Source organism: Thalassospira sp. MCCC 1A02898 (assembly GCF_001618185.1).
Taxonomy (GTDB): domain Bacteria; phylum Pseudomonadota; class Alphaproteobacteria; order Rhodospirillales; family Thalassospiraceae; genus Thalassospira; species Thalassospira tepidiphila.
This window is the reverse complement of the sequence record NZ_LPXK01000011.1, coordinates 408,979-427,311: the sequence shown is the minus strand read 5'-3', so window position 1 is coordinate 427,311 and position 18,333 is coordinate 408,979. Positions and strand designations below refer to the sequence as shown.

Genomic DNA, 18,333 nt, shown 5'->3' with positions numbered 1-18,333 from the left:
ACTAGGTGAGGAGTTCCGGCAAATGAAATCTCTTGGCATTGGCCTGATTGGCACTGGCTTCATGGGAAAGGCGCACGCGCTGGCATTTGGTGCAGCACGGGCTGTTATGGGCGATGTGCCGGAGTCTCATCTTGCGGTTTTATGTGATACGCCGGTCGAAAAAGCCAAACAGATGGCCGATCAGTTCGGCTTTGCCAAAAGTACTGCCGACTGGACATCGCTGATTTCAGATCCGGATGTCGATATCGTCTCGATTACCACGCCGAATGCGCTTCACTTCGACATGGCTATTGCCGCCATCAAGGCGGGCAAACATGTTTATTGTGAGAAACCCCTGGCTCTGACACTGGATCAGGCGCGCGAAATGCGCGATGCCGCGCGCACAGCAGGCATCAAAACCATGGTCGGGTACAATTACATCAAAAACCCGGCATTCACACATGCCTGTCGGCTGATCCAGGGTGGTGAAATTGGTGAGATCGTTCATTTCCGCGGCTGGGTGGACGAGGATTATCAGGCTGACCCCGCACTCCCCTGGACATGGCGGGCCAAGCTTGCCGATGCCGGTCTTGGGGCCTTGGGGGATATGGGATGCCATCTGGTATCAATGGCATATGGCCTTGCCGGACCAATCGACAGCTTGATTGCCGATATGCAAACCGTTCACACTACGCGCCCTCTCCCCGATGGAACCGGGCGGGCGAAGGTCGAAAACGAGGATACGGCATCTGCCTTGGTGCGGTTCGCCAATGGCGCTCAGGGCAGCCTTTCGACATCGCGCTCCGCCTGGGGGCGAAAAAACCGGCTGGCTTGGGAAGTTCATGGCACCAAGGGTATGATCTGCTTTGATCAGGAGCGCATGAACGAGTTGCAGCTTTATCGCAATTCTGGCGACAAGGCGCAGCAGGGTTTCACCACCATCCTGACCGGCCCGGCGCATCCGCCTTATGGCGAATTCTGCCCGGCACCGGGACATCAGCTTGGCTTTAACGACCTCAAGGTCATCGAAGCTGCCGCACTGCTTCGTGCGATCCGCGATGGCAACCCGGCCTACCCCGATTTCGAACACGCTTACGAATTCGAAAAAGTCATCCACGCAATTGCGAAGTCCGCGACTGACGGCACGAGGGTCTCGTTATCCGAGGTATAGCCCCGAGTTATGAGAACGTCCGAGGCAATAAAGTACGACAATTGGAAGATCGGGAGAGGTTATGACGGAAAATAGTCATATAATATTACTAATCGTCCAAAAATGAACTCAGTCGAGGCTATCGCCGGCAACCTCGACTTCCCTTTGCGTGACCGACATCCCCTCATTCTCACCGCGTTCAATTGCAAACCGATCGAACTTAGAAACCCTCGAAATGCTCTCGTCAGTATGAAGATCTCTTAAAACCCTCACGCCATCTTGCAAGGCTGCACGATCAAAATCTTCAGGATCAATGCCGATGCCTCCGACCTCAATGGGCACACCTGAGTTAGGGGTATGATACAGGCGGGACTTAACACGCCTAAAATCAAGCGGCTCGCTTCCTGACGACAACTCTTCTTCTATTTCTATGCTGTAACGCCCGGGCAAAAAGCTTTGCATACAGCCGTCTAGACTGAATGGGTAGGAAAAGTCGTAGGTTTTATGCGTTGTTTTCATCGCATTCATGACTGCCAACTTCCCTGATGCAAAACGTATGTGCCACATGAATATGCGTCATTAAGTAATCAATTTTAAACAGTCACGAACATCTCACAAAATAAAACTCAAATACACATCACAGGTTAGTTTGCGCTTTTAAAACACGTCCATAATGAATTTTCCAAAATGAGAAAAAATTAAAAATCAACCAAAGGAAAATGACATGTTTGGATTTACAGGTGGCGAGACGCCCGAAACGCTTAAACGCAAAAAAGGCTACCTTGCCGACGCCAAAAACAATTGGAACTTCCTGACCCACTATGACCTGTCAACGATCAAGACCAAGGGGCAGCTTTGTAACATGATCAAAGTTCGCCGCGCCATTTCCGAGGAAGAAGCCGTTGCTGATGTAGAAAAGTGGATGATTGGCAAGGATTTCTCGTAACCAACACCGTTGGTCAGGATGACTTACGATACAAGTACGGGGCCGACCTGATCGAGGTATCCCATTTCGAATTCAGCAAGTTCGGTCAGTTTTTTCAAATCGTTGAACTGGACAACTCCCTTTTGGAAAGTGACCAAATTCTGTTCGCGCAGTTGGCGCAAAACTCGATTGATGTGGATCGCGCTAAGGCCAAGCGTATCGGCCAGTTGGTATTGCGATAAAGGACACGGATAACCTTGCGCATCACCGACACCGATTGATCTCAGCCGCGCACCAAGTTCCAGAAGGAAGTGTGCAGTTCTCTCGATCGCCGAGCGCCTGCCGATATTGACGAGATGCTCCACAACCATCGCCTCGTCGCAGGACACTGACCACAATATCGACATCGCCAAACGCGGTGCAGATGAAAAAGCCGATAGCATATCTTGCGCTTTGACTTCGCCAACCAGAACATCCGTTACCGCCTCAAAGCTATGGTCCGACGTTCGAAGCAACAAACTTCGCAACCCAAGGAAGTCACCGGGCACCTGAAAGTCAATAATCTGGCGCGCACCTTCGGGAAGCAACTTGTAGGACATCACCCAACCGTCCTGCAAAATGAAGGCACGATGCCCGCTTTGCCCCTCGTGAACGATTTCTCCACCAGCAGAAATCATCCGCGACGGGCCAATCATCCTTGAAAGGGTATCGAGCTCCTGCTCTGTCAGGTCGATATAGTTTTTCAGTCGCTTTGAAACAGCCGCCGTCGAGGAAACCATCAAACCCGTCCTCTCCATTGAATATCGGCACCCCTCATTGTCGCACGGATGTCAGCACACCCTGTTAAGACCGACCTGCCAATGCTGCGCCGGACCGAGGGGCGATAGGAAAAGCTGAACCTAAAACACGGCTTTGCGTGCCAAAGCGCACAGAAGAAAGGGCGAACCATGAACTCTTCTATGGATATCCAGGGATCTGCAGCGCTGTCGATTTGCGAGTCTACTCTAATATGCTTGGGCGATCTTGGAATTCTCAGCACGGAGGATATCGCCGGTATTCTTGAGGATGCGAGAGGCGCACATAATCCCGCAACCGCAGGCACTCCTTCCCAGACAGACCATCAGGCTGTCCACAGCCTGATCGATAGGATCATCAAGGGCGGGAATGCGCTGAAACTTAAATAGATCATGTTCGCTGGCAACAATGATATCCGTTGGGAGCATCAGCAAAGAACACGGTCATTGAACTGGCGCTTAATTTAAGTGATGGAGACGGCAACGTTCATGTCGATAAGGGCGCCCGTGCCTCCAGTGAACTCACCGGCAACCGGAACAGCCTGCGTCATTTCACGAACCACGGCGACCGAAATAAGATTGCCCGATCCCACACTGCGGTTTGTCGGATCAAAGGCAACCCAACCCGCACCGGGAAGAAAGACCTCCGCCCAGGCATGCGTTGAACCTGAACCATCTGATCCTCTTAAGCTGCTATCTGTATTCACCAGATACCCGGACACAATTCTTGCCCCGAAACCAAGGCAACGGGCTGCCGCAACGAACAAAACAGCAAAATCGCGACACGACCCTTCCTGATTATCCAGAGTTTCCAGCGGTGTTTGAGTGCCTTCGCTCTCCCGCCTTCGGTAGGTCGTGCGTTGCGATATCCCGAAGCTAATGTCCTTTAACAAGGACAGCGTGTCTGTCGGGCTGCTGAAAATAAAACCATTCACCCAGTCTGATAACCGCCCGGTCGGATCTGGGTAATGCTGTGCTGTCAAAGCACCGAGATCAATCCATTCATCGTCTGAATATGAGAACGGAAAAGTACACGCCGCGGCCGAGATTGTAAAAACCGGCCATTGCGAGGCGGCCATCTCGATTTTGGACCGGCTTTCAATTTTAAGATAGTCGGTCTTGTCCTTGAAATTTGCTGTTGCGATCGCGTTGCCCGCAACATCATGAGTCCAGACCAACTCTGTTTCCGGGCTCATTGTGACCTCAAAGGACACCAACCGGGTATCGCGCGCCTCTCGTGGGCGGAGCATCAATCGATGCGGCCCAAGTAAAACCGGCCAGTGATAGCGGTAGATCGTTGAATGGACCAGATCAAGAGACAGCATAAGGCGGCCCCGCTATCTCTTGAGCGGTTTTTGGGAACCCATCATGACAAAGCATCATAATTCTTCCGTCCAAACACGGAAGTCTCGCAAAATGCTTTCGCCAAAGGTTTGCAGCAATGGCACATCGGCCGCATCCCGTCCTCTGGCGATCAATACACGACCGACCCGCGGGGAATTGTTTCTGGGATCGAACACCCACCATCGGCCAGAAAGGTAAACCTCCATCCATGCCGCAAAATCGCCGCTCGGATGGGGCAACGGTTCCCCGATATCACTGAGATATCCGGTGCAGTAACGCGCCGGAATATTCATGCAGCGACACAATGCGATGGCAAGATGCGTGAAATCCCGGCAAACGCCGCGTCGCTCCTTAAGCGCCTCTGATGCTGTCCGCGTCGCACGTGCATCAAGATATCCAAACGTAATGTGATCGTAGACAAAATCACAAATCGCCTGGACTCTTCCCGAACCCGGCGGTGTGCGTTCAAAAAGTCGCCACGCTTCATTTGACAGCAAGTCAGTATCGCAATAGCGACTGCCAAGAAGGTAAATGATCGTATCAGATGGCAAATCCTCAACCGCATGCTGTTTGGCATCCCGGCATGGCTCATCCTCGGTCCCGTCGTCGAAGATAACGCCGTCTGATTGCAAGACGAATTTACCGACCGGCGCAGTCCAACGCGTACAGATGTTGCCAAACCCGTCGACATAACGTGTTTGAGCCAGTTCCGGTACTGTCTGCAGGCGGTCGTCGCCCTCAAGATCATGAACGCGGGAGTGATGAACATTTAGCAGCGCAATCATTGGTGTGATTTGCTGCAACTGATACTGGAAATAATATCCAATGCTTAAACGCATTTAAGGTGTCCTGACCGAGTTGAGTGGGACAAAGCAACAGCCGTGCAAAGCGCCCTCAAGATAGTGAAAGCTTCGCAAGGGCCTCGGCTGCAAGGGCATGCTCGCGGTCGTGATAGTGCCCGAGGAAAACGCCATCCACACTGATTTCCCAGATGTTGTTCTTTTTGATCAATTGCACACGATCGACACGGCCGCTGCGCTCGATACGCTGTGCATAGGGTGCATGGACAAAGTCGACACCGCCCTGTTGCCTGACCGACGTGCTCTTGTTCAGCGCGGATTTGTCACGATCGGTCAGACCTTTAGCCTCAAGCAACATCACAGCGCGAATGAAATCTTCGGCATATTCGTCTGTTTCTTTGTAGCGATGCTCATGAGGCGCCCGCGACATCGGCACAACAAACCTGTCTTGCAGATGCTCAACGAATCGCGGATCGCTTCGCGACATGTAGGCGATAAGCGATTGCAAAATCCGCTCATGGGCAAGAACCCGCCGCTCCAAGGATGTCGCCTCAGGCGGCAAAGAAGAAGTCGTCCTCTCGTCTGACACTATCTTTATCTCCTTGGGTTTCGCAATTATGACAACTCCGGCTCAAGCGCTTTGACGCAGGCTTGTGCAAGATCGCGGTTTGGAATTTCAGTGCCTGGCATCGTTGCCCAACCGGCTTCCATCAGAGCTTCTCTTTGCTGATAACTTGAAGCCCCCCGGATCGTTTCGAGTTTTGCCGCACGATTTAAATCCGCACTCGCCTTGGCAACACAAACAGGCACCAACGCGGCGATCACTTTGTCATCGGACATCGTCTCTGACATCTGACGCGCGTCACCGCCCGTCACCCAGCCGCCCCAGGTAAAGCCGACAACCGTTGCCAAAGCCGCACCGGAAACCGCACCAAGAACATAAGGCTTCAACCAATCGGGATAGTTCATAATCTTGTCCTCCAAAAGGGCAGATAAAGGGCTCAAATGTCTGGATTGTTTCGCGCAAAGAGGACTTGATAAAACACTGCTCTTTGCTTTTCGAAGTAAGCATAACGACGCGAACGAACATGCGTCGCGATTTTTCAAATGATTGGAAAATTGCGGATTGATACAGCGATCAAATCGGCGCCTGTCAGCAACCCGCAGGCAGAGACCGGCCTTGATGTTAATCCAAGCCGACCGGTTACGAGATGCGATCCAACATCGCAGAACATTTAATGAAGACTACTCTTTTACACCGATTGTGTGCCTGCGGAGCTAACCTCGGTTAGTTTTGGCAAAATGGTCCGTCTGCAATTGGAAGAAATCCGTTCAGATGCGAGATCGATTTTGGCAAAGGCGAGCAGCCCTTCTTTCTGCGTGCCAAATAGCGTTATGAACGCTGAACTAATCCACATTAGCTCCGCCCCGCACAGCTTGATCCATAATGTCAACCACATGGCATTTCGCCAGGGCGGTTAAATCAGGCTTCTTGCCAAAGATCGAACACCGACATTTGCATGGATTGGTCTATCATGATGGAAAACTATCCAAACGGCCTCGACACACGATACGACAGGTTTCTGCAAACAAAAATCGGTGCAGGTTTGAACGGTACGCCTGTGACGACACTTTCGATGCTGGCCAGACTTGGGCTGGATCCATGGCAAGTCGCGCGCGACCTCAGCGCAATGTCAAAAGAAACCGCTTGGGCAAAACTTGAAAAAGTAATGATCAGTTTCGCAGACCTGACGCACTCAGCTAAAAGTCGTCAGAACATTGTAACGGGCTTGATTGCGTCCTTGCACTAAACGACATGATCCGGTCCGACAGAACAAAGTCTGTGACCGAGAGGTTTCTAGGAGGCTGGGATATCAGACTGATTTTTGCGCGAAGATTGAGAGCGATGGAGCAGTGGTTACGTTTTGCAATCACTGCTCCATTGTTATGTGCCACAAAAGCTGACATTTCTCTCAAAGTACGTTTGCAGGTCTATGACTTTCTCTGCCTGAAACGGTCAAACGCCACGGCAATCACAATGAACGATCCAACAAACGTTCCCTGCCAAAATGTGCTTATGCCAAGCAAAATAAGGCTGTTGCGGATCACTTCAATCAACAAAGCACCGACCACGGCACCAAACGCAGTGCCACCACCACCTGCAAGATTGGCACCGCCAATGACCGCGGCGGCAATGACGGTCAGCTCCATGGCCTGACCAAGATTGGTCGTAACCCCACCGAGCCAGCCAACTTCCAGGACCCCGGTAATACCTGCCATCAGGGCTGAAAACATATAAACGCTGACTTTGATGCGCGCGACGGGAATGCCGGTCAGAACCGCTGCGTTTTCGTTACCGCCAATCGCGAACAAGTGCTGACCCCAACGTAAATGCCTGAACGCAAACGCCGTCAGGCAGGCCAGAATCACCATGATGATCAACGGATGCGGAAGACCAAGGGTCGAACCGCCCCCAAGCCAAAGCAAGAAGTCGTGATCCGGCCCGAACTCATAGATCATTTTGTTATCAGAAAGCACCATTGCCAGACTGCGCGCGACCGACAACATGCCAAGCGTCACCACGAATGGCGGCATTTTCGCATAGGCAATCAGCACGCCATTAACCGCGCCCACAAGCAACGAGATGCCAAGTGCGGCGATACAACCGAGCCAAAACGGCATTCCTGCGGACATGATGACACTGATCGTCATCGCGGAGATCACCAGCGTAGAGCCAACAGATAGGTCAATCCCGCCGGATGCAATAACCGCCGTCATGCCAAGCGCAATGATCCCGACAAACGCAAAATTGCGGGTAACATTAAACAGGTTGCGCTCTGTTGCGAAACTGTCGGTTAGGATCGTCAATGCCAGGCAGGCAAAGACAGCCGCCATAAACACCCAAAAAATCTGTTGGCTTGTGATCCGCGCGATCAGCCCATGATGCTGAGAACGATTGATGACTTCAGCAAGAGTCGGCGTTGCCATATTCATTGTTCCTTTTTTAGGTCCACTCATGCGTGCTCAATCGCGCCGGTAATCAGGCCCGTAATTTCTTCTGGCGAAGACTGCGATGCGTTTTTGTCTGCAACAAGTTCGCCGCGCCTTAGGACAACAACCTTGTCTGCGACCTCAAAGACATCGGGCATTCGATGGCTGATCAGAACGACGGCGATACCCTGATCACTAAGCTGCCGGATAAGATTGAGGACTTCCGCCACCTGCCGAACAGAGATCGCAGCCGTTGGCTCGTCCATCAAAACGATCTTGGCATCACTCAAAAGGGTCCGTGCGATCGCAACAGCCTGGCGCTGCCCGCCGGACATTTTGTGCACCAGATCACGGGGACGGGTTTCCGATTTCAATCGCGCAAACAGTTCGGCGGATTTGCTGCGCATGAAGGCATAATCCACAACCTTGATCGGCCCTATCCTGCGGGTCGGTTCACGCCCCAAAAACACGTTCGACGCTGCACTCAGATTGTTACAAATCGCCAGATCCTGATAAACGACCTCGATACCGGCCTTCTGTGCATCCAGCGGCTTGTTAAACGCCACTTTCTTATCGGAAATAAGGATATCGCCCGACGTCGGGGCAAAGTTCCCCGCAATCACCTTGACCAAGGTGGATTTCCCTGCCCCGTTATCGCCCATAAGTCCGACAACTTCGCCCGGCGCAATGGCAAGTGACACGCTATCGAGTGCCTGTATGGCGCCATAACGTTTGGATATGTTTTTAAGTTCAAGCACATTCATGAACACCCCCCATATCTGCTAATGCACCTGACGCGGTAACAAGCAGACGGTTTTCTTTTGTGATTTATGGTTTGTGCAGCAAGCCCAGCGCCCTTTCGGTATTTTTTCTGGTGCGATAGGCTGCAAATTGCTGATCTGCCAGAACACCCAGCAAAATCACAGCGCCCATCACTGCGAAATTCAGCGAAGATGGAATGCCCAGCAAATTCACCAGGTTCTGCAGTTCCTGTAGCAACACGGCCCCAAGAACGATCCCGATGACTGAACCTTCGCCCCCGCGCAAAGAACACCCGCCCAAAACAGCCGCCGCAATTGCATACAGCTCGTAAAAGTTACCGTGCGAAGACGGCTGGACGGACTTGGTGAACATTGCGAAATATATTGCCGCAATCGATGCGAGCACGGCACAGATCACATATGCCATCACCGTGACGAAACGGGTGTTTATCCCCGAAAAGCGTGCGGCTTCCTCGTTCTTGCCTACCGCGCAAAGGTGACGACCAAAAACTGTGTGATGCAAAACAACCCACATCACCGCCGCAACAATCAGCATCGCGACGAACGAGTGCGGGACGCCGAAGCTCCGCCCAATTGTAAGCCATTCAAGCTGAGGATAACTGGAACCAAAAGGAAATCCTGCAGTTGATTCCGCTGTGTATCCACGTGCGATGCCGCGATAAATCAAAAGCCCGCACAAGGTAACGACAAATGGCTGCAGCCTAAATCGTGTAATCAGGATACCGTGCGCCAGCCCGATCAGAACACCAAGACCTATGATGATCGCCACGGCCAATGGCCAGGGAACACCGAACTTACCGACCATGTCGACAAATAACACACCAAGCAGCGCGATCACCGATCCAACGGAAAGATCAATACCCCCGGTCATGATGACAAACCCTTGCCCAATGGCAAACAGGCCAAACAGGCCGATCAGATTTGCGGTATTGCCAAGGTTGATGGGCGACAGGAAAAGCGGGTTGCGCATATAAACAATTGCGCCAACCACGATAATCAGAATGCCAAGACCGATATCTTTTTTTTGCATTTCTCAGGCCTCTTCCAGCACTTTACCGACGGCGAGATTGAGCACATTGCTCTCGGAAAAGCGAAAGCGCGGTAATTCCCCAGTAATCAGCCCGTCTTTCATCACGACAATCCTGTCTGAAACCCCGATTACTTCTTCCATATCGCTCGATATCATCATCACCCCCACTCCGCGATCGGCCAGCGATCGCATCAATCCATAAATCTCGGCTTTTGCACCGACATCGATCCCCCGGGTCGGCTCATCGAAAATGATGACTTTGGGATCCATGGACAGCCACTTTGCCAGAACGACTTTTTGCTGGTTGCCACCAGACATTTCATTTGCGGCCCGGCGAACATCATGTGTCTTGATCGCCAATGCACTGCGCTGGGATTCCGCCACAGCGATCTGACGTTTCTGGGAAACAAGCCCGCGTGATGTGTATGCCGGCAAGTTGGCCATCGTGACATTTTCCAAGGTCGGAAATTCAAGGATCAACCCGGCCCGCTTGCGGTCTTCCGGCACAAGATAAAGCCCTGCTGCGATGGCATCGGCCGGGCTATTGATCTCGGTCTTTCTGCCATCAATCAGAATGTCCCCGCCAAGCTTGTCGCCGACACCAAATATTGCCTCGGCCAAGTCTGTACGCCCTGCCCCGATCAAGCCCGCAACGCCAAGGATCTCGCCTGCCATCACATCAAAGCTTGCCGTGCGATCAGGCTTGCTTTTGATCGCAAAGTTTTTGACGGAAAGAACGGGTTTGGTCGCAGGCACCGAAGGTGGTGTGTAAAGTGCTTTGAGCTCTCGTCCGATCATCATGCGGATCATCGCATCATGCGTAACTGCCTGACGCTCAAGCACGCCAACATTATGGCCATCGCGCAGGACAACCGCACGGTCGACGCATTCCTCCACCTCGCTCAGGCGATGTGAAATATAGATGACGGCAATCCCTTGCGCCTTAAGGTCGGCAATGACCTTAAGCAGCATGTTGGTCTCAGAAAGTGTGAGGCTTGATGTTGGCTCATCCATGATGACCAACCGCGCATTCATCGACAACGCCTTGGCGATTTCCAGCAACTGGCACTCCGCCAAGGACAATGTGGAAACCGGTGTTTCTGGCTTGAACGGCGCGCCAACACGCTCGATCAGCGGCTCCGCCATCTTATTCATGGCTTTGCGATCCGTCAGTCGCAAAGGCCCACGCACCAGTTCCCGGCCAAGGAAGATGTTTGCGGAAACATCCATGTTATCGAAAACATTCAGTTCCTGATGGACGAACGCGATCCCTGCTTGTTGGGACTGTTTGACGTCAAAGGCGTCATACTGCTGTCCATCAAGAATAATTTTCCCGGACGTTGGGGCTATCAACCCGCCGAGAATCTTCATCAGGGTCGATTTTCCGGCCCCGTTTTCACCAAGAAGTCCAACAACTTCGCCAGCTTTGATCTGCAATGAAACATCATTAAGGGCCACCACACCGGGATAAACCTTGGTGACACCTTCAAGTCGCAGATCAAGCCCATGCACTGCACTCATATATTCGGCTCCCCAATGTCCATTCGACATCGTTGGAAAGGTGCGAGCAGGCGCACTCGCAGATTTCACACGCCCGCTCGCTAGGCAGGGGGAAGAAAATTACCCGCCTATTCTTTCCTTAACGACAGCCTCGAACTCATCAACATTGGATTTGTCGATCACCTGGGTCGGCACGATGATCAAGCCATCTGCGGGCACCTTCGACATATCGCCCTCAAGATAATCCGCCATCAGGTGCATGCCCTGATAGCCCCACTGGTACGGGTCCTGAACAACCGTGCCAGCAAAGCTGCCCTCGCGAACCGCGCCAAGCGTCACAGGGTCTTCATCAAAGGCAACAACGGTCACCTGCCCCAACTTGCCAGCAGCCTGCAATGCTTCGTAAATTTTCGGCGGGTTGTAGGAATAGAACCCGACCATGCAATCAATGTCGGGATTTGCCGCAAGCACGTCATCGACATTTGATCGCGCACGCGCAAAATCAACATCATCACCACGCACATCCACAAGCTCGATACCGCTGCCTTCAACCGCCTGACGGAAACCGGCAATGCGTTCAATCGCGTTGTCGGCACCAAGGAACCCGACAAAGCCCATGCATTTTCCGCCGTTTGGCAGTGCTTTCACGGCAATCTCACCAGCCTGAACGCCAGCGGCAACGTTGGATGATCCAAGATAGGCGATGCGATCACTTTGCGGGGCATCACTATCGGTAGTAAAGAGCGGCACCTGGGCCGCAATGCGGTTGAACGCATCAATAGAGTTCTTTGGATCGGCCGACGAAATCATGATCGCATCCGTTCCCCCGGCGACCAAATCATCCATCAGCGCATTCTGAAGTGCTGCGGTTCCCTGTGCAGGATACCGGAACTGCAGCTCATATTCGGGGAGTTCTGCCTGTGCGGCCTCGACCCCTGCTTCTGCCAGTTTCCAAAAGTCCGATGCAGCATTCACCACGAATGCAAGCTGCTGCTTTTCTTGTGCAAACGCCCCGCCAGCCAGAACCATTGACAGACCGAGGGTTGCGAATGTTGTTGCAAATTTCATGCGTTTAATCCTCCCGATTAACAATCCGCACGACTGTATTTATAAATTATCTGTGCGGCTCATAATTAATAATATCATTAATAATTTCGGATCAAGCGTTTTTCACCCCCGGTTGTGTAAGTTGATGGTTTTAATCACAGATTGGCCCACGTTTTTTGCTCTTCGCTCGCAAAAACCGCGTCAAGAACACGCATGGAGGCAATCGAATCCTCGATGCCGTATGGCAAACCTCTTCCTGTCAGAATGGCCTGCGCAAACATTTCCGCCTGCTCTGTATACTGATCACACGCAGGCACGATCTCGCAGCCAGCCAGACTGCCATCCAGGCTCTCGCCCGCATCGACAATCAGGGCGGTTTCTTTATCTGCCGGCGCATTGTAGGGGATCATGATTTCGGCCCGCGCCTTCGTGCCAAACACGTTCAAGGTCTGATACGGGCACAGTTGCGTCGAAACCATGAATGACAATTGCCGACCGCCGCCGAAGTCCGCAACCACACTCGCCATTCGATCGGTTTTGAATGCGGGATCTCGATCGATCAGGGCCATGACGCGCACCGGCTCGTCTTCGAACAAAAACCGGCCCGCCGTGATCGGGTAGCATCCGATATCCATGACGGCACCGCCGCCGGCCTCTGGCCTGTTGCGGATATTCTGACCATCATCGTTAAAGTAACTGAATGCCGCCTGGATCGCCCTGACCTCACCAAGCTCACCGCTTCTGACCATCTCGCGCACACGTATCCATTGCGGGTGGTAGCGCACCATAAAGGCCTCTGCGACCAACACATTTTTCGGACACGCGCGCAGCCGTTCTGCATCGCGCGCATTTAACCCGATGGGCTTTTCACACAACACATGCTTACCCGCCCGTGCTGCAGCCAGCGTCCAGTCGACATGCATGTGGTTTGGCAACGGGTTGTAAATCGCGTCAATTTCCGGATCAGCAATCAACGCCTCGTAGGACGCGTAAGACTTTTGAATTCCAAGATCATTGGCCACTCTCGCCGATCGCCCTGCATTGCGCGATGCAATCCCCAGCACATTCGACGAGGGTGATTTTTTGATTGCCGGAATAACCTTCTCCACGCCGATATTGGCCGTCGAAAGAATGCCCCAGTTGATTGTTGTTTTTGTCACGTTGTCTTCCGCCCTGTGTAAGTCCGGATAAAAATCGAGCCGGATCTGATCAACAAATCCGGCCCAGTTCATCAAGGATTGGTATTAGTTATCCGCGCAAAAACCCGGATCCGACTGATTGCAAACATCCAGCCCCGTATAGAGTGGATCATCTACCTTTTTGCCATTGATCAGTTCGATCATCACGTCAGGCGCCCGATACCCCATCTCAAACGGACGCTGACCGACCTGCGCATGACTGCGCCCATCGCGGAATGCCTGGGTTTGCGGAGGAAGTGTGTCGCCCGCAATCAGGATCAGCTCCTTGGATTTCAGACGATCCATGACCTGATCGGTAACCTGTGCATAGGCTTGCGGCGCAAACTGCGCCCAGCCGCCAATCAGAATAAAGGCATCAAGATCGGGATTTGCCGTAAAGGTGTCGGCCATCTGCTGGTTGGCAAGATCGACCTGATCATTGGTAAAGACTGGACACCCTTCAATTTCCGTCCAGCCATTGCTGTTCGCAAGGCGTTCCGTGCCCTTAGCCCCTGAAATCGTGTCGCGGAAGCCAGAAGCACGCGCGTTGATATTGTCCGCCGCAACGTTCCCCAACTGCAAACATACCGATCCCCCATCCGGCTTAAGCATCATGGCTTCTTCGGCCATTTTGACACCCATCAGATAGTTGTCAGTCCCCAGATAGGTCGCACGCAAGTCGCGATCTTTTTCAAGGAAATCGGCATCAATCGTCATCACCGGAACATTCGGGTTGATCTGACGAATTCGGTTTGCCATCGCCGGCGCATTTGACGGCGAAATTGCGATTGCGGCAACACCGCGGGTCAACAGATCATCGACGATCTGAACTTCGCCAGCCTCATCAGCACTGGATGCAGGCCCGGTGTACAAACACTCGTATTCGGAGTCCATGTTCTCCGACATCCACTTCTGACAACCCAGATTGATTTGCTCGAAGAACGGGTTATCCAAGCCTTTCACCACAATGGCCAATGTCTTTTTCCCATCGGCATTTGCAGCGCCAACACCTGTCGCAAGAATGAGCGCAGATGTGAGAGTTAGTAACATTTTATGTTTCACGTTTAGCTCTCCCTAGTTGGTCTGGCCCGGAATTGATTACCCCGGATACCAGATTTTCCGAGGATCGCTCGGGCTTCTTTCATATGCCCAGGCCCGCTCGATCATCTCCTCGAAATCTACTTGCGGCCGCCAACCTAGTGCGTGCCGTGCCTTGGTGTTATCAAGCCAGTTGCTGTGAAACGGTGTGGGGATTTCCACGGGTTCCATATCGCGCGTTCGCACCAGGTAATCTGCGACCTGCGCGTAATCGACTGGCTCATCCATTGAGATATTGAAAAACTCCTGCATCGCGGCAGGGTGATCGAGGGCTGCCATCAACGCAGCAACCAGATCATCGACATGCACAAAGTTGCGCTTAAGAGCCGCGCCCTTTTTATCACGCATCAATGGCACAAAACTGCCCTCGGCAAGGCGCACAGCCTTTTCCGCGCTTATCAAGTCGCTCCAGACCGGACCACCAAACTGGTCCGGACCAAACGAAAGCGCATATTTGAAATCGTCTTTTTCCATGATCCAGGGCGCACGCAAAACGGTGCCATTCAGGCCATACTGGATCTGATATTGCTCGATCATCACCTCTTCGAGCACCTTCGTCAGCGCATAACAGCCGCTATAAGCCTGCCGCGGGGAGGTTTCTGTGATAGGCGCCGGATAATCCTTGAAAATGTGCCCAACAGAGCAATCACCACCTATCAGAACGAACTGCTTAAGCGTCGATGACTGGCGCGCGGCTTCCAGAAGCAGGAACATCCCCTTGATCGCAACATCAATGACCAGATCGGGGCTTTCTTTCACCGCCGCCATATGAAGAACGTGGGTGACACCCTCCATCGCGTGCGCAACCGCATCCGGATCAGACAGAGACCCCGTAATGACCTCTACCCTCTCACCCGCTTCGATCTTGCGGTTATGACACAGCGCCACGATCTTGGCCGATGCATACCTGGGGCTATCAAGAAATGCCGCCAAAAATGCCTTGCCGACCTTGCCGGCTGCACCCGTAATCAAAATTTTCATTAATTATCCTCCCTATTGAATTAATAATATTAATTAATAATATGGAGTCAAGTGACCTCAGGATAGAATGCCGATATAAATTCAACTGGAAGAATGATTACTAATTATGCCGCAGGCGCGGCAGACGGCTTGTCTTGATCGTCTTGAATAAGGTATTACCAATATCGGCTTGGTGGTTCAGACGTGCGCCAACCTGTTCAATTCTAAGGGCGAAAACGTTGTCTATCGGTCGTTTTTGCACCATCTGACGCAATCACCGCAAAATATCGGTTGGCTAAAAGACCAGAGGCAAAACGAGTTCAATGTCGCAAAAGAAACATTACGGTGGCAAAAATCGCCCGACTATGATGGATGTTGCCTCGATGGCGGGCGTATCGCAGGCAACAGTCTCACTGGTCCTGAACGGGAGCCCGGCCAAACTGACTGAATCCACACGTCAGCGTGTGATCGATTCCGCGAACAAACTTGGCTATCAGCTTGTTCGACGTGAAAACCAGGTTGCGCCAAGCAACAAGTCACGGTCAGTCATTATCTTCATCGCAGATGAAATCAGCACCGATCCATGGATGGCACTGGCCTTTGAAGGGGCGCACAACAAGGCCCTGGAATACGGGATCAATGTTTGCCTCGCGGTCAGCCACGGCAATGCGAACATCGAAGCCAGCATCGTCAATCAGCTGGCAGACTCGAACGTCATCGGGATCATTTACGGTACAATTCTTACCCGACTGGTGGAATTACCACCGATCCTGTCAAAGAAGCCCACTGTCCTTGTCAATTGCTACGACAGCACCCGCACCCTCCCGTCTGTTTTGCCAGGTGACCTGCTGGGGGGACGGGCGGCAACTGAACGTCTGATACAAGCCGGTCGCAAGCGCATCGCGATCATTAATGGGCAAAAAGGTGTCGACGCCTCGCGCGACCGTCTCAAGGGATACCGTCAGGCACTCTCAAGCAACGATATACCGTTTGATCCAGCACTTGTCCGGCCAGGCAACTGGGAGCCCTCAACCGGTTATTCGATGACCCATGAGCTCATGGCACTCGATAATCCGCCAGACGCGATTTTTTGCGCCAATGATTTGATGGCGCTTGGTTGTTTTGACGCGCTGCGCGAACTAGGGAAAAGCATCCCGGAAGATGTGGCTGTGATCGGCTTTGACGACCGCGAAATCGCCCAGCACACGCACCCTGCCCTGACGACACTTATTCTACCGCACTACGAAATGGGCGAAATCGGTGCCGAACTCCTGATAGACAGCGTTGGCGGCCTTCTTGCGACACCAAACCAGATCAAGGTCGAATGCCTTATGGTAGAACGCGATTCAGTCGAGAAATCCGAAGAAAAGGCGTAATTCCCAAGAATTATGACCGACAAATAGCTGACAAGCGCTGCGGAATTGTCAGAAAAGATGACAACTTTCATTTTCCAGCAAAAATGCCCAAATCAATTCCCCTCTCATCAAATCTTTTGAAGAGAGGGGAAAGCACATACCAAGATTGATTTGGTCTAAACGCGTGCTGATTTCCTGATTAGCTGTATCGTCAGTTCTGCCAATTCGCGGCAATCACAGTTTCCACTTTAGAGAATGCATCGCTGTTACGATCAATCGTGTTTGCAATGACATCACCGACGCCGTCATCCCCAGCGTCAACTCGATCAGGTACTGGTGAACATCCGAAACCAATGTGCACTCGTCCAGAAGGAGAGACTTGTTGCCTTCGCATGCACGCCTCTCGCATTCTGCTCCTGCATAATGAAACTTGGCAAAGTGCCGCCGCCCTGCTGGAAGTTTCCTTAATCCCGAACTTTTGATCCAGCGCTTCAGCACCGCTTAAACAAAAATCAGCCCGTCAGATCATGCACAAGGACGGGTGCCGGTACGTTTGCGGGGACCACCTTGATCGCATGGATGTCGAAACACTCGACGATACGCCATTTCTGGCGGTCAACGGTTTGCAAACCCTGTCCAGCCACTATGTTGAAATGGCGGACAATATCGCACAGATGCAAACCGCCGGTGTGACAGCGTTCCGCCTGTCGCCACATAGTCTGGACATGACCAGGGTTTCGGATCTCTATCGTCAAGTTCTCGCGCGTAAAACCGATCCGGAAGAACTCAGACACCGCCTGAAGGAAATGCGTTTCCCGATGAACTTTGCCAACGGCTTCTTGCACGAAGCCCCTGGGGCCGAGTTTCGTCAGACGCACGCTCCGCAGGCAGAATAAGAACCACGGCAGGCAGAACTCACAATGAAAGAAAGGGCTGCAATCTTACCGATTGCAGCCCTTCAATACATTCACAATTCGGGGAGTTCGCATGACATTACATTGTGAACACCAATCAGCATAACACTGCGATGGTAGGAACCCTTGACAATGATCAACTGGAAGCACCCAAATGGAACCATGTCGGAAGGGCCCTAGATGTCCTCAATCCAGGTTTTCGCGGCAACCGCACGCGGCAAACCGACGGGTCCGATAGACAACATCGCAATCTGCAACAAATCTTCTTGGGCGATACCTTCGGCCTTGGCACGCCGGGTGTGTGAATGTACCGCTCCTTCAGAACCAATACCGATTGCAAGCGCAAGCTTTACAAGGCGGCGTTCCCGATCCGTCAAAGGTCCTGCCTCTGCAGCGGCCTTACCAAGTTCAGCATAAGCCTTCCAGATATCGGGATACTGGTCCGCCAGTGTTCCGGCAGCACCGGGCATAGATTTAACCATAGGC

20 protein-coding genes are annotated in these 18,333 nt (G+C 52.5%); 5 read left to right on the top strand and 15 right to left on the bottom strand.

Annotated features, from left to right (window positions below):
- Positions 1–22 precede the first annotated feature (22 nt).
- A complete protein-coding gene (locus tag AUQ41_RS12980; RefSeq protein WP_063088780.1) occupies positions 23–1,150 on the top strand; it encodes a Gfo/Idh/MocA family protein in 1,128 nt (375 codons plus the stop codon).
- Between the two features lie 108 nt (positions 1,151–1,258).
- On the opposite strand, the gene AUQ41_RS12975 is transcribed toward AUQ41_RS12980, so the two are convergent.
- Positions 1,259–1,657, bottom strand: a complete 399-nt coding sequence (locus AUQ41_RS12975; protein WP_063088779.1) for a hypothetical protein — start codon at positions 1,655–1,657, stop codon at positions 1,259–1,261.
- 196 nt (positions 1,658–1,853) lie between these two features.
- Between AUQ41_RS12975 and AUQ41_RS12970 the strand changes: the two genes are divergently transcribed.
- The gene (locus tag AUQ41_RS12970) at positions 1,854–2,075 is read left to right on the top strand and encodes a hypothetical protein (RefSeq protein WP_063088778.1); all 222 of its coding nucleotides are present in this window, start codon (positions 1,854–1,856) and stop codon (positions 2,073–2,075) included.
- A gap of 23 nt (positions 2,076–2,098) precedes the next feature.
- Here the strand turns inward: AUQ41_RS12970 and AUQ41_RS12965 are convergent, their stop codons facing one another.
- From AUQ41_RS12965 to AUQ41_RS12940, 5 genes are all read right to left on the bottom strand, one after another.
- Positions 2,099–2,833, bottom strand: coding sequence for a Crp/Fnr family transcriptional regulator (locus AUQ41_RS12965; protein ID WP_063088777.1), 735 nt, complete (start codon positions 2,831–2,833; stop codon positions 2,099–2,101).
- A 479-nt stretch (positions 2,834–3,312) separates the two neighbouring features.
- The gene (locus AUQ41_RS12955; RefSeq protein WP_063088775.1) at positions 3,313–4,173 is read right to left on the bottom strand and encodes a transglutaminase family protein; all 861 of its coding nucleotides are present in this window, start codon (positions 4,171–4,173) and stop codon (positions 3,313–3,315) included.
- Between the two features lie 54 nt (positions 4,174–4,227).
- The gene (locus AUQ41_RS12950; RefSeq protein WP_063088774.1) at positions 4,228–5,031 is read right to left on the bottom strand and encodes a transglutaminase family protein; all 804 of its coding nucleotides are present in this window, start codon (positions 5,029–5,031) and stop codon (positions 4,228–4,230) included.
- Between the two features lie 55 nt (positions 5,032–5,086).
- Positions 5,087–5,422: a hypothetical protein gene (locus AUQ41_RS12945; RefSeq protein WP_198155637.1), complete on the bottom strand. Its 336-nt coding sequence runs from the start codon at positions 5,420–5,422 to the stop codon at positions 5,087–5,089.
- A 185-nt stretch (positions 5,423–5,607) separates the two neighbouring features.
- A complete protein-coding gene (locus tag AUQ41_RS12940; protein ID WP_063088772.1) occupies positions 5,608–5,961 on the bottom strand; it encodes a hypothetical protein in 354 nt (117 codons plus the stop codon).
- Between the two features lie 566 nt (positions 5,962–6,527).
- Between AUQ41_RS12940 and AUQ41_RS12930 the strand changes: the two genes are divergently transcribed.
- Complete coding sequence (locus AUQ41_RS12930; RefSeq protein WP_143588659.1) at positions 6,528–6,803, top strand: hypothetical protein; 276 nt, start codon at positions 6,528–6,530, stop codon at positions 6,801–6,803.
- A gap of 181 nt (positions 6,804–6,984) precedes the next feature.
- Here the strand turns inward: AUQ41_RS12930 and AUQ41_RS12925 are convergent, their stop codons facing one another.
- From AUQ41_RS12925 to AUQ41_RS12890, 8 genes are all read right to left on the bottom strand, one after another.
- Positions 6,985–7,980 carry an ABC transporter permease gene (locus AUQ41_RS12925; protein ID WP_063088769.1) on the bottom strand — a complete coding sequence of 332 codons (996 nt, stop codon included), beginning with the start codon at positions 7,978–7,980 and terminating at the stop codon, positions 6,985–6,987.
- Between the two features lie 26 nt (positions 7,981–8,006).
- On the bottom strand, positions 8,007–8,747 hold the full coding sequence (locus tag AUQ41_RS12920) for an ATP-binding cassette domain-containing protein (RefSeq protein ID WP_063088768.1): 741 nt from the start codon (positions 8,745–8,747) through the stop codon (positions 8,007–8,009).
- A gap of 64 nt (positions 8,748–8,811) precedes the next feature.
- Positions 8,812–9,795 carry an ABC transporter permease gene (locus tag AUQ41_RS12915; RefSeq protein ID WP_063088767.1) on the bottom strand — a complete coding sequence of 328 codons (984 nt, stop codon included), beginning with the start codon at positions 9,793–9,795 and terminating at the stop codon, positions 8,812–8,814.
- Between the two features lie 3 nt (positions 9,796–9,798).
- Complete coding sequence (locus AUQ41_RS12910; protein ID WP_063088766.1) at positions 9,799–11,316, bottom strand: sugar ABC transporter ATP-binding protein; 1,518 nt, start codon at positions 11,314–11,316, stop codon at positions 9,799–9,801.
- A gap of 99 nt (positions 11,317–11,415) precedes the next feature.
- Positions 11,416–12,363: a sugar-binding protein gene (locus AUQ41_RS12905; protein ID WP_083952669.1), complete on the bottom strand. Its 948-nt coding sequence runs from the start codon at positions 12,361–12,363 to the stop codon at positions 11,416–11,418.
- Between the two features lie 134 nt (positions 12,364–12,497).
- On the bottom strand, positions 12,498–13,574 hold the full coding sequence (locus tag AUQ41_RS12900; RefSeq protein ID WP_083952670.1) for a Gfo/Idh/MocA family protein: 1,077 nt from the start codon (positions 13,572–13,574) through the stop codon (positions 12,498–12,500).
- 12 nt (positions 13,575–13,586) lie between these two features.
- Positions 13,587–14,570 (bottom strand): substrate-binding domain-containing protein, encoded by a 984-nt coding sequence (locus AUQ41_RS12895; protein WP_063088765.1) that lies wholly within the window; start codon positions 14,568–14,570, stop codon positions 13,587–13,589.
- A 48-nt stretch (positions 14,571–14,618) separates the two neighbouring features.
- Positions 14,619–15,599: an NAD(P)-dependent oxidoreductase gene (locus AUQ41_RS12890; RefSeq protein WP_063088764.1), complete on the bottom strand. Its 981-nt coding sequence runs from the start codon at positions 15,597–15,599 to the stop codon at positions 14,619–14,621.
- 302 nt (positions 15,600–15,901) lie between these two features.
- On the opposite strand from AUQ41_RS12890, the gene AUQ41_RS12885 reads away from it, so the two are divergent.
- Positions 15,902–16,954 (top strand): LacI family DNA-binding transcriptional regulator, encoded by a 1,053-nt coding sequence (locus tag AUQ41_RS12885; protein ID WP_198155636.1) that lies wholly within the window; start codon positions 15,902–15,904, stop codon positions 16,952–16,954.
- Between the two features lie 554 nt (positions 16,955–17,508).
- Positions 17,509–17,829 carry a U32 family peptidase gene (locus tag AUQ41_RS12880; protein WP_063088763.1) on the top strand — a complete coding sequence of 107 codons (321 nt, stop codon included), beginning with the start codon at positions 17,509–17,511 and terminating at the stop codon, positions 17,827–17,829.
- A 194-nt stretch (positions 17,830–18,023) separates the two neighbouring features.
- On the opposite strand, the gene AUQ41_RS12875 is transcribed toward AUQ41_RS12880, so the two are convergent.
- On the bottom strand, positions 18,024–18,329 hold the full coding sequence (locus AUQ41_RS12875) for a carboxymuconolactone decarboxylase family protein (RefSeq protein WP_063088762.1): 306 nt from the start codon (positions 18,327–18,329) through the stop codon (positions 18,024–18,026).
- Between the last annotated feature and the right edge of the window lie 4 nt (positions 18,330–18,333).

What these genes read in the sequence shown, in the direction of transcription:
- AUQ41_RS12890 (WP_063088764.1), bottom strand. Translation starts at nt 15,599, where the DNA reads ATGAAAATTTTGATTACGGGTGCAGCCGGCAAGGTCGGCAAGGCATTT.
- AUQ41_RS12880 (WP_063088763.1), top strand. Translation starts at nt 17,509, where the DNA reads ATGGATGTCGAAACACTCGACGATACGCCATTTCTGGCGGTCAACGGT.
- AUQ41_RS12895 (WP_063088765.1), bottom strand. Translation starts at nt 14,570, where the DNA reads ATGTTACTAACTCTCACATCTGCGCTCATTCTTGCGACAGGTGTTGGC.
- AUQ41_RS12965 (WP_063088777.1), bottom strand. Translation starts at nt 2,833, where the DNA reads ATGGTTTCCTCGACGGCGGCTGTTTCAAAGCGACTGAAAAACTATATC.
- AUQ41_RS12915 (WP_063088767.1), bottom strand. Translation starts at nt 9,795, where the DNA reads ATGCAAAAAAAAGATATCGGTCTTGGCATTCTGATTATCGTGGTTGGC.
- AUQ41_RS12945 (WP_198155637.1), bottom strand. Translation starts at nt 5,422, where the DNA reads ATGTCGCGGGCGCCTCATGAGCATCGCTACAAAGAAACAGACGAATAT.
- AUQ41_RS12970 (WP_063088778.1), top strand. Translation starts at nt 1,854, where the DNA reads ATGTTTGGATTTACAGGTGGCGAGACGCCCGAAACGCTTAAACGCAAA.
- AUQ41_RS12905 (WP_083952669.1), bottom strand. Translation starts at nt 12,363, where the DNA reads ATGAAATTTGCAACAACATTCGCAACCCTCGGTCTGTCAATGGTTCTG.
- AUQ41_RS12955 (WP_063088775.1), bottom strand. Translation starts at nt 4,173, where the DNA reads ATGCTGTCTCTTGATCTGGTCCATTCAACGATCTACCGCTATCACTGG.
- AUQ41_RS12900 (WP_083952670.1), bottom strand. Translation starts at nt 13,574, where the DNA reads ATGAACTGGGCCGGATTTGTTGATCAGATCCGGCTCGATTTTTATCCG.
- AUQ41_RS12930 (WP_143588659.1), top strand. Translation starts at nt 6,528, where the DNA reads ATGATGGAAAACTATCCAAACGGCCTCGACACACGATACGACAGGTTT.
- AUQ41_RS12940 (WP_063088772.1), bottom strand. Translation starts at nt 5,961, where the DNA reads ATGAACTATCCCGATTGGTTGAAGCCTTATGTTCTTGGTGCGGTTTCC.
- AUQ41_RS12980 (WP_063088780.1), top strand. Translation starts at nt 23, where the DNA reads ATGAAATCTCTTGGCATTGGCCTGATTGGCACTGGCTTCATGGGAAAG.
- AUQ41_RS12920 (WP_063088768.1), bottom strand. Translation starts at nt 8,747, where the DNA reads ATGAATGTGCTTGAACTTAAAAACATATCCAAACGTTATGGCGCCATA.
- AUQ41_RS12910 (WP_063088766.1), bottom strand. Translation starts at nt 11,316, where the DNA reads ATGAGTGCAGTGCATGGGCTTGATCTGCGACTTGAAGGTGTCACCAAG.
- AUQ41_RS12885 (WP_198155636.1), top strand. Translation starts at nt 15,902, where the DNA reads ATGTCGCAAAAGAAACATTACGGTGGCAAAAATCGCCCGACTATGATG.
- AUQ41_RS12950 (WP_063088774.1), bottom strand. Translation starts at nt 5,031, where the DNA reads ATGCGTTTAAGCATTGGATATTATTTCCAGTATCAGTTGCAGCAAATC.
- AUQ41_RS12925 (WP_063088769.1), bottom strand. Translation starts at nt 7,980, where the DNA reads ATGGCAACGCCGACTCTTGCTGAAGTCATCAATCGTTCTCAGCATCAT.
- AUQ41_RS12875 (WP_063088762.1), bottom strand. Translation starts at nt 18,329, where the DNA reads ATGGTTAAATCTATGCCCGGTGCTGCCGGAACACTGGCGGACCAGTAT.
- AUQ41_RS12975 (WP_063088779.1), bottom strand. Translation starts at nt 1,657, where the DNA reads ATGAATGCGATGAAAACAACGCATAAAACCTACGACTTTTCCTACCCA.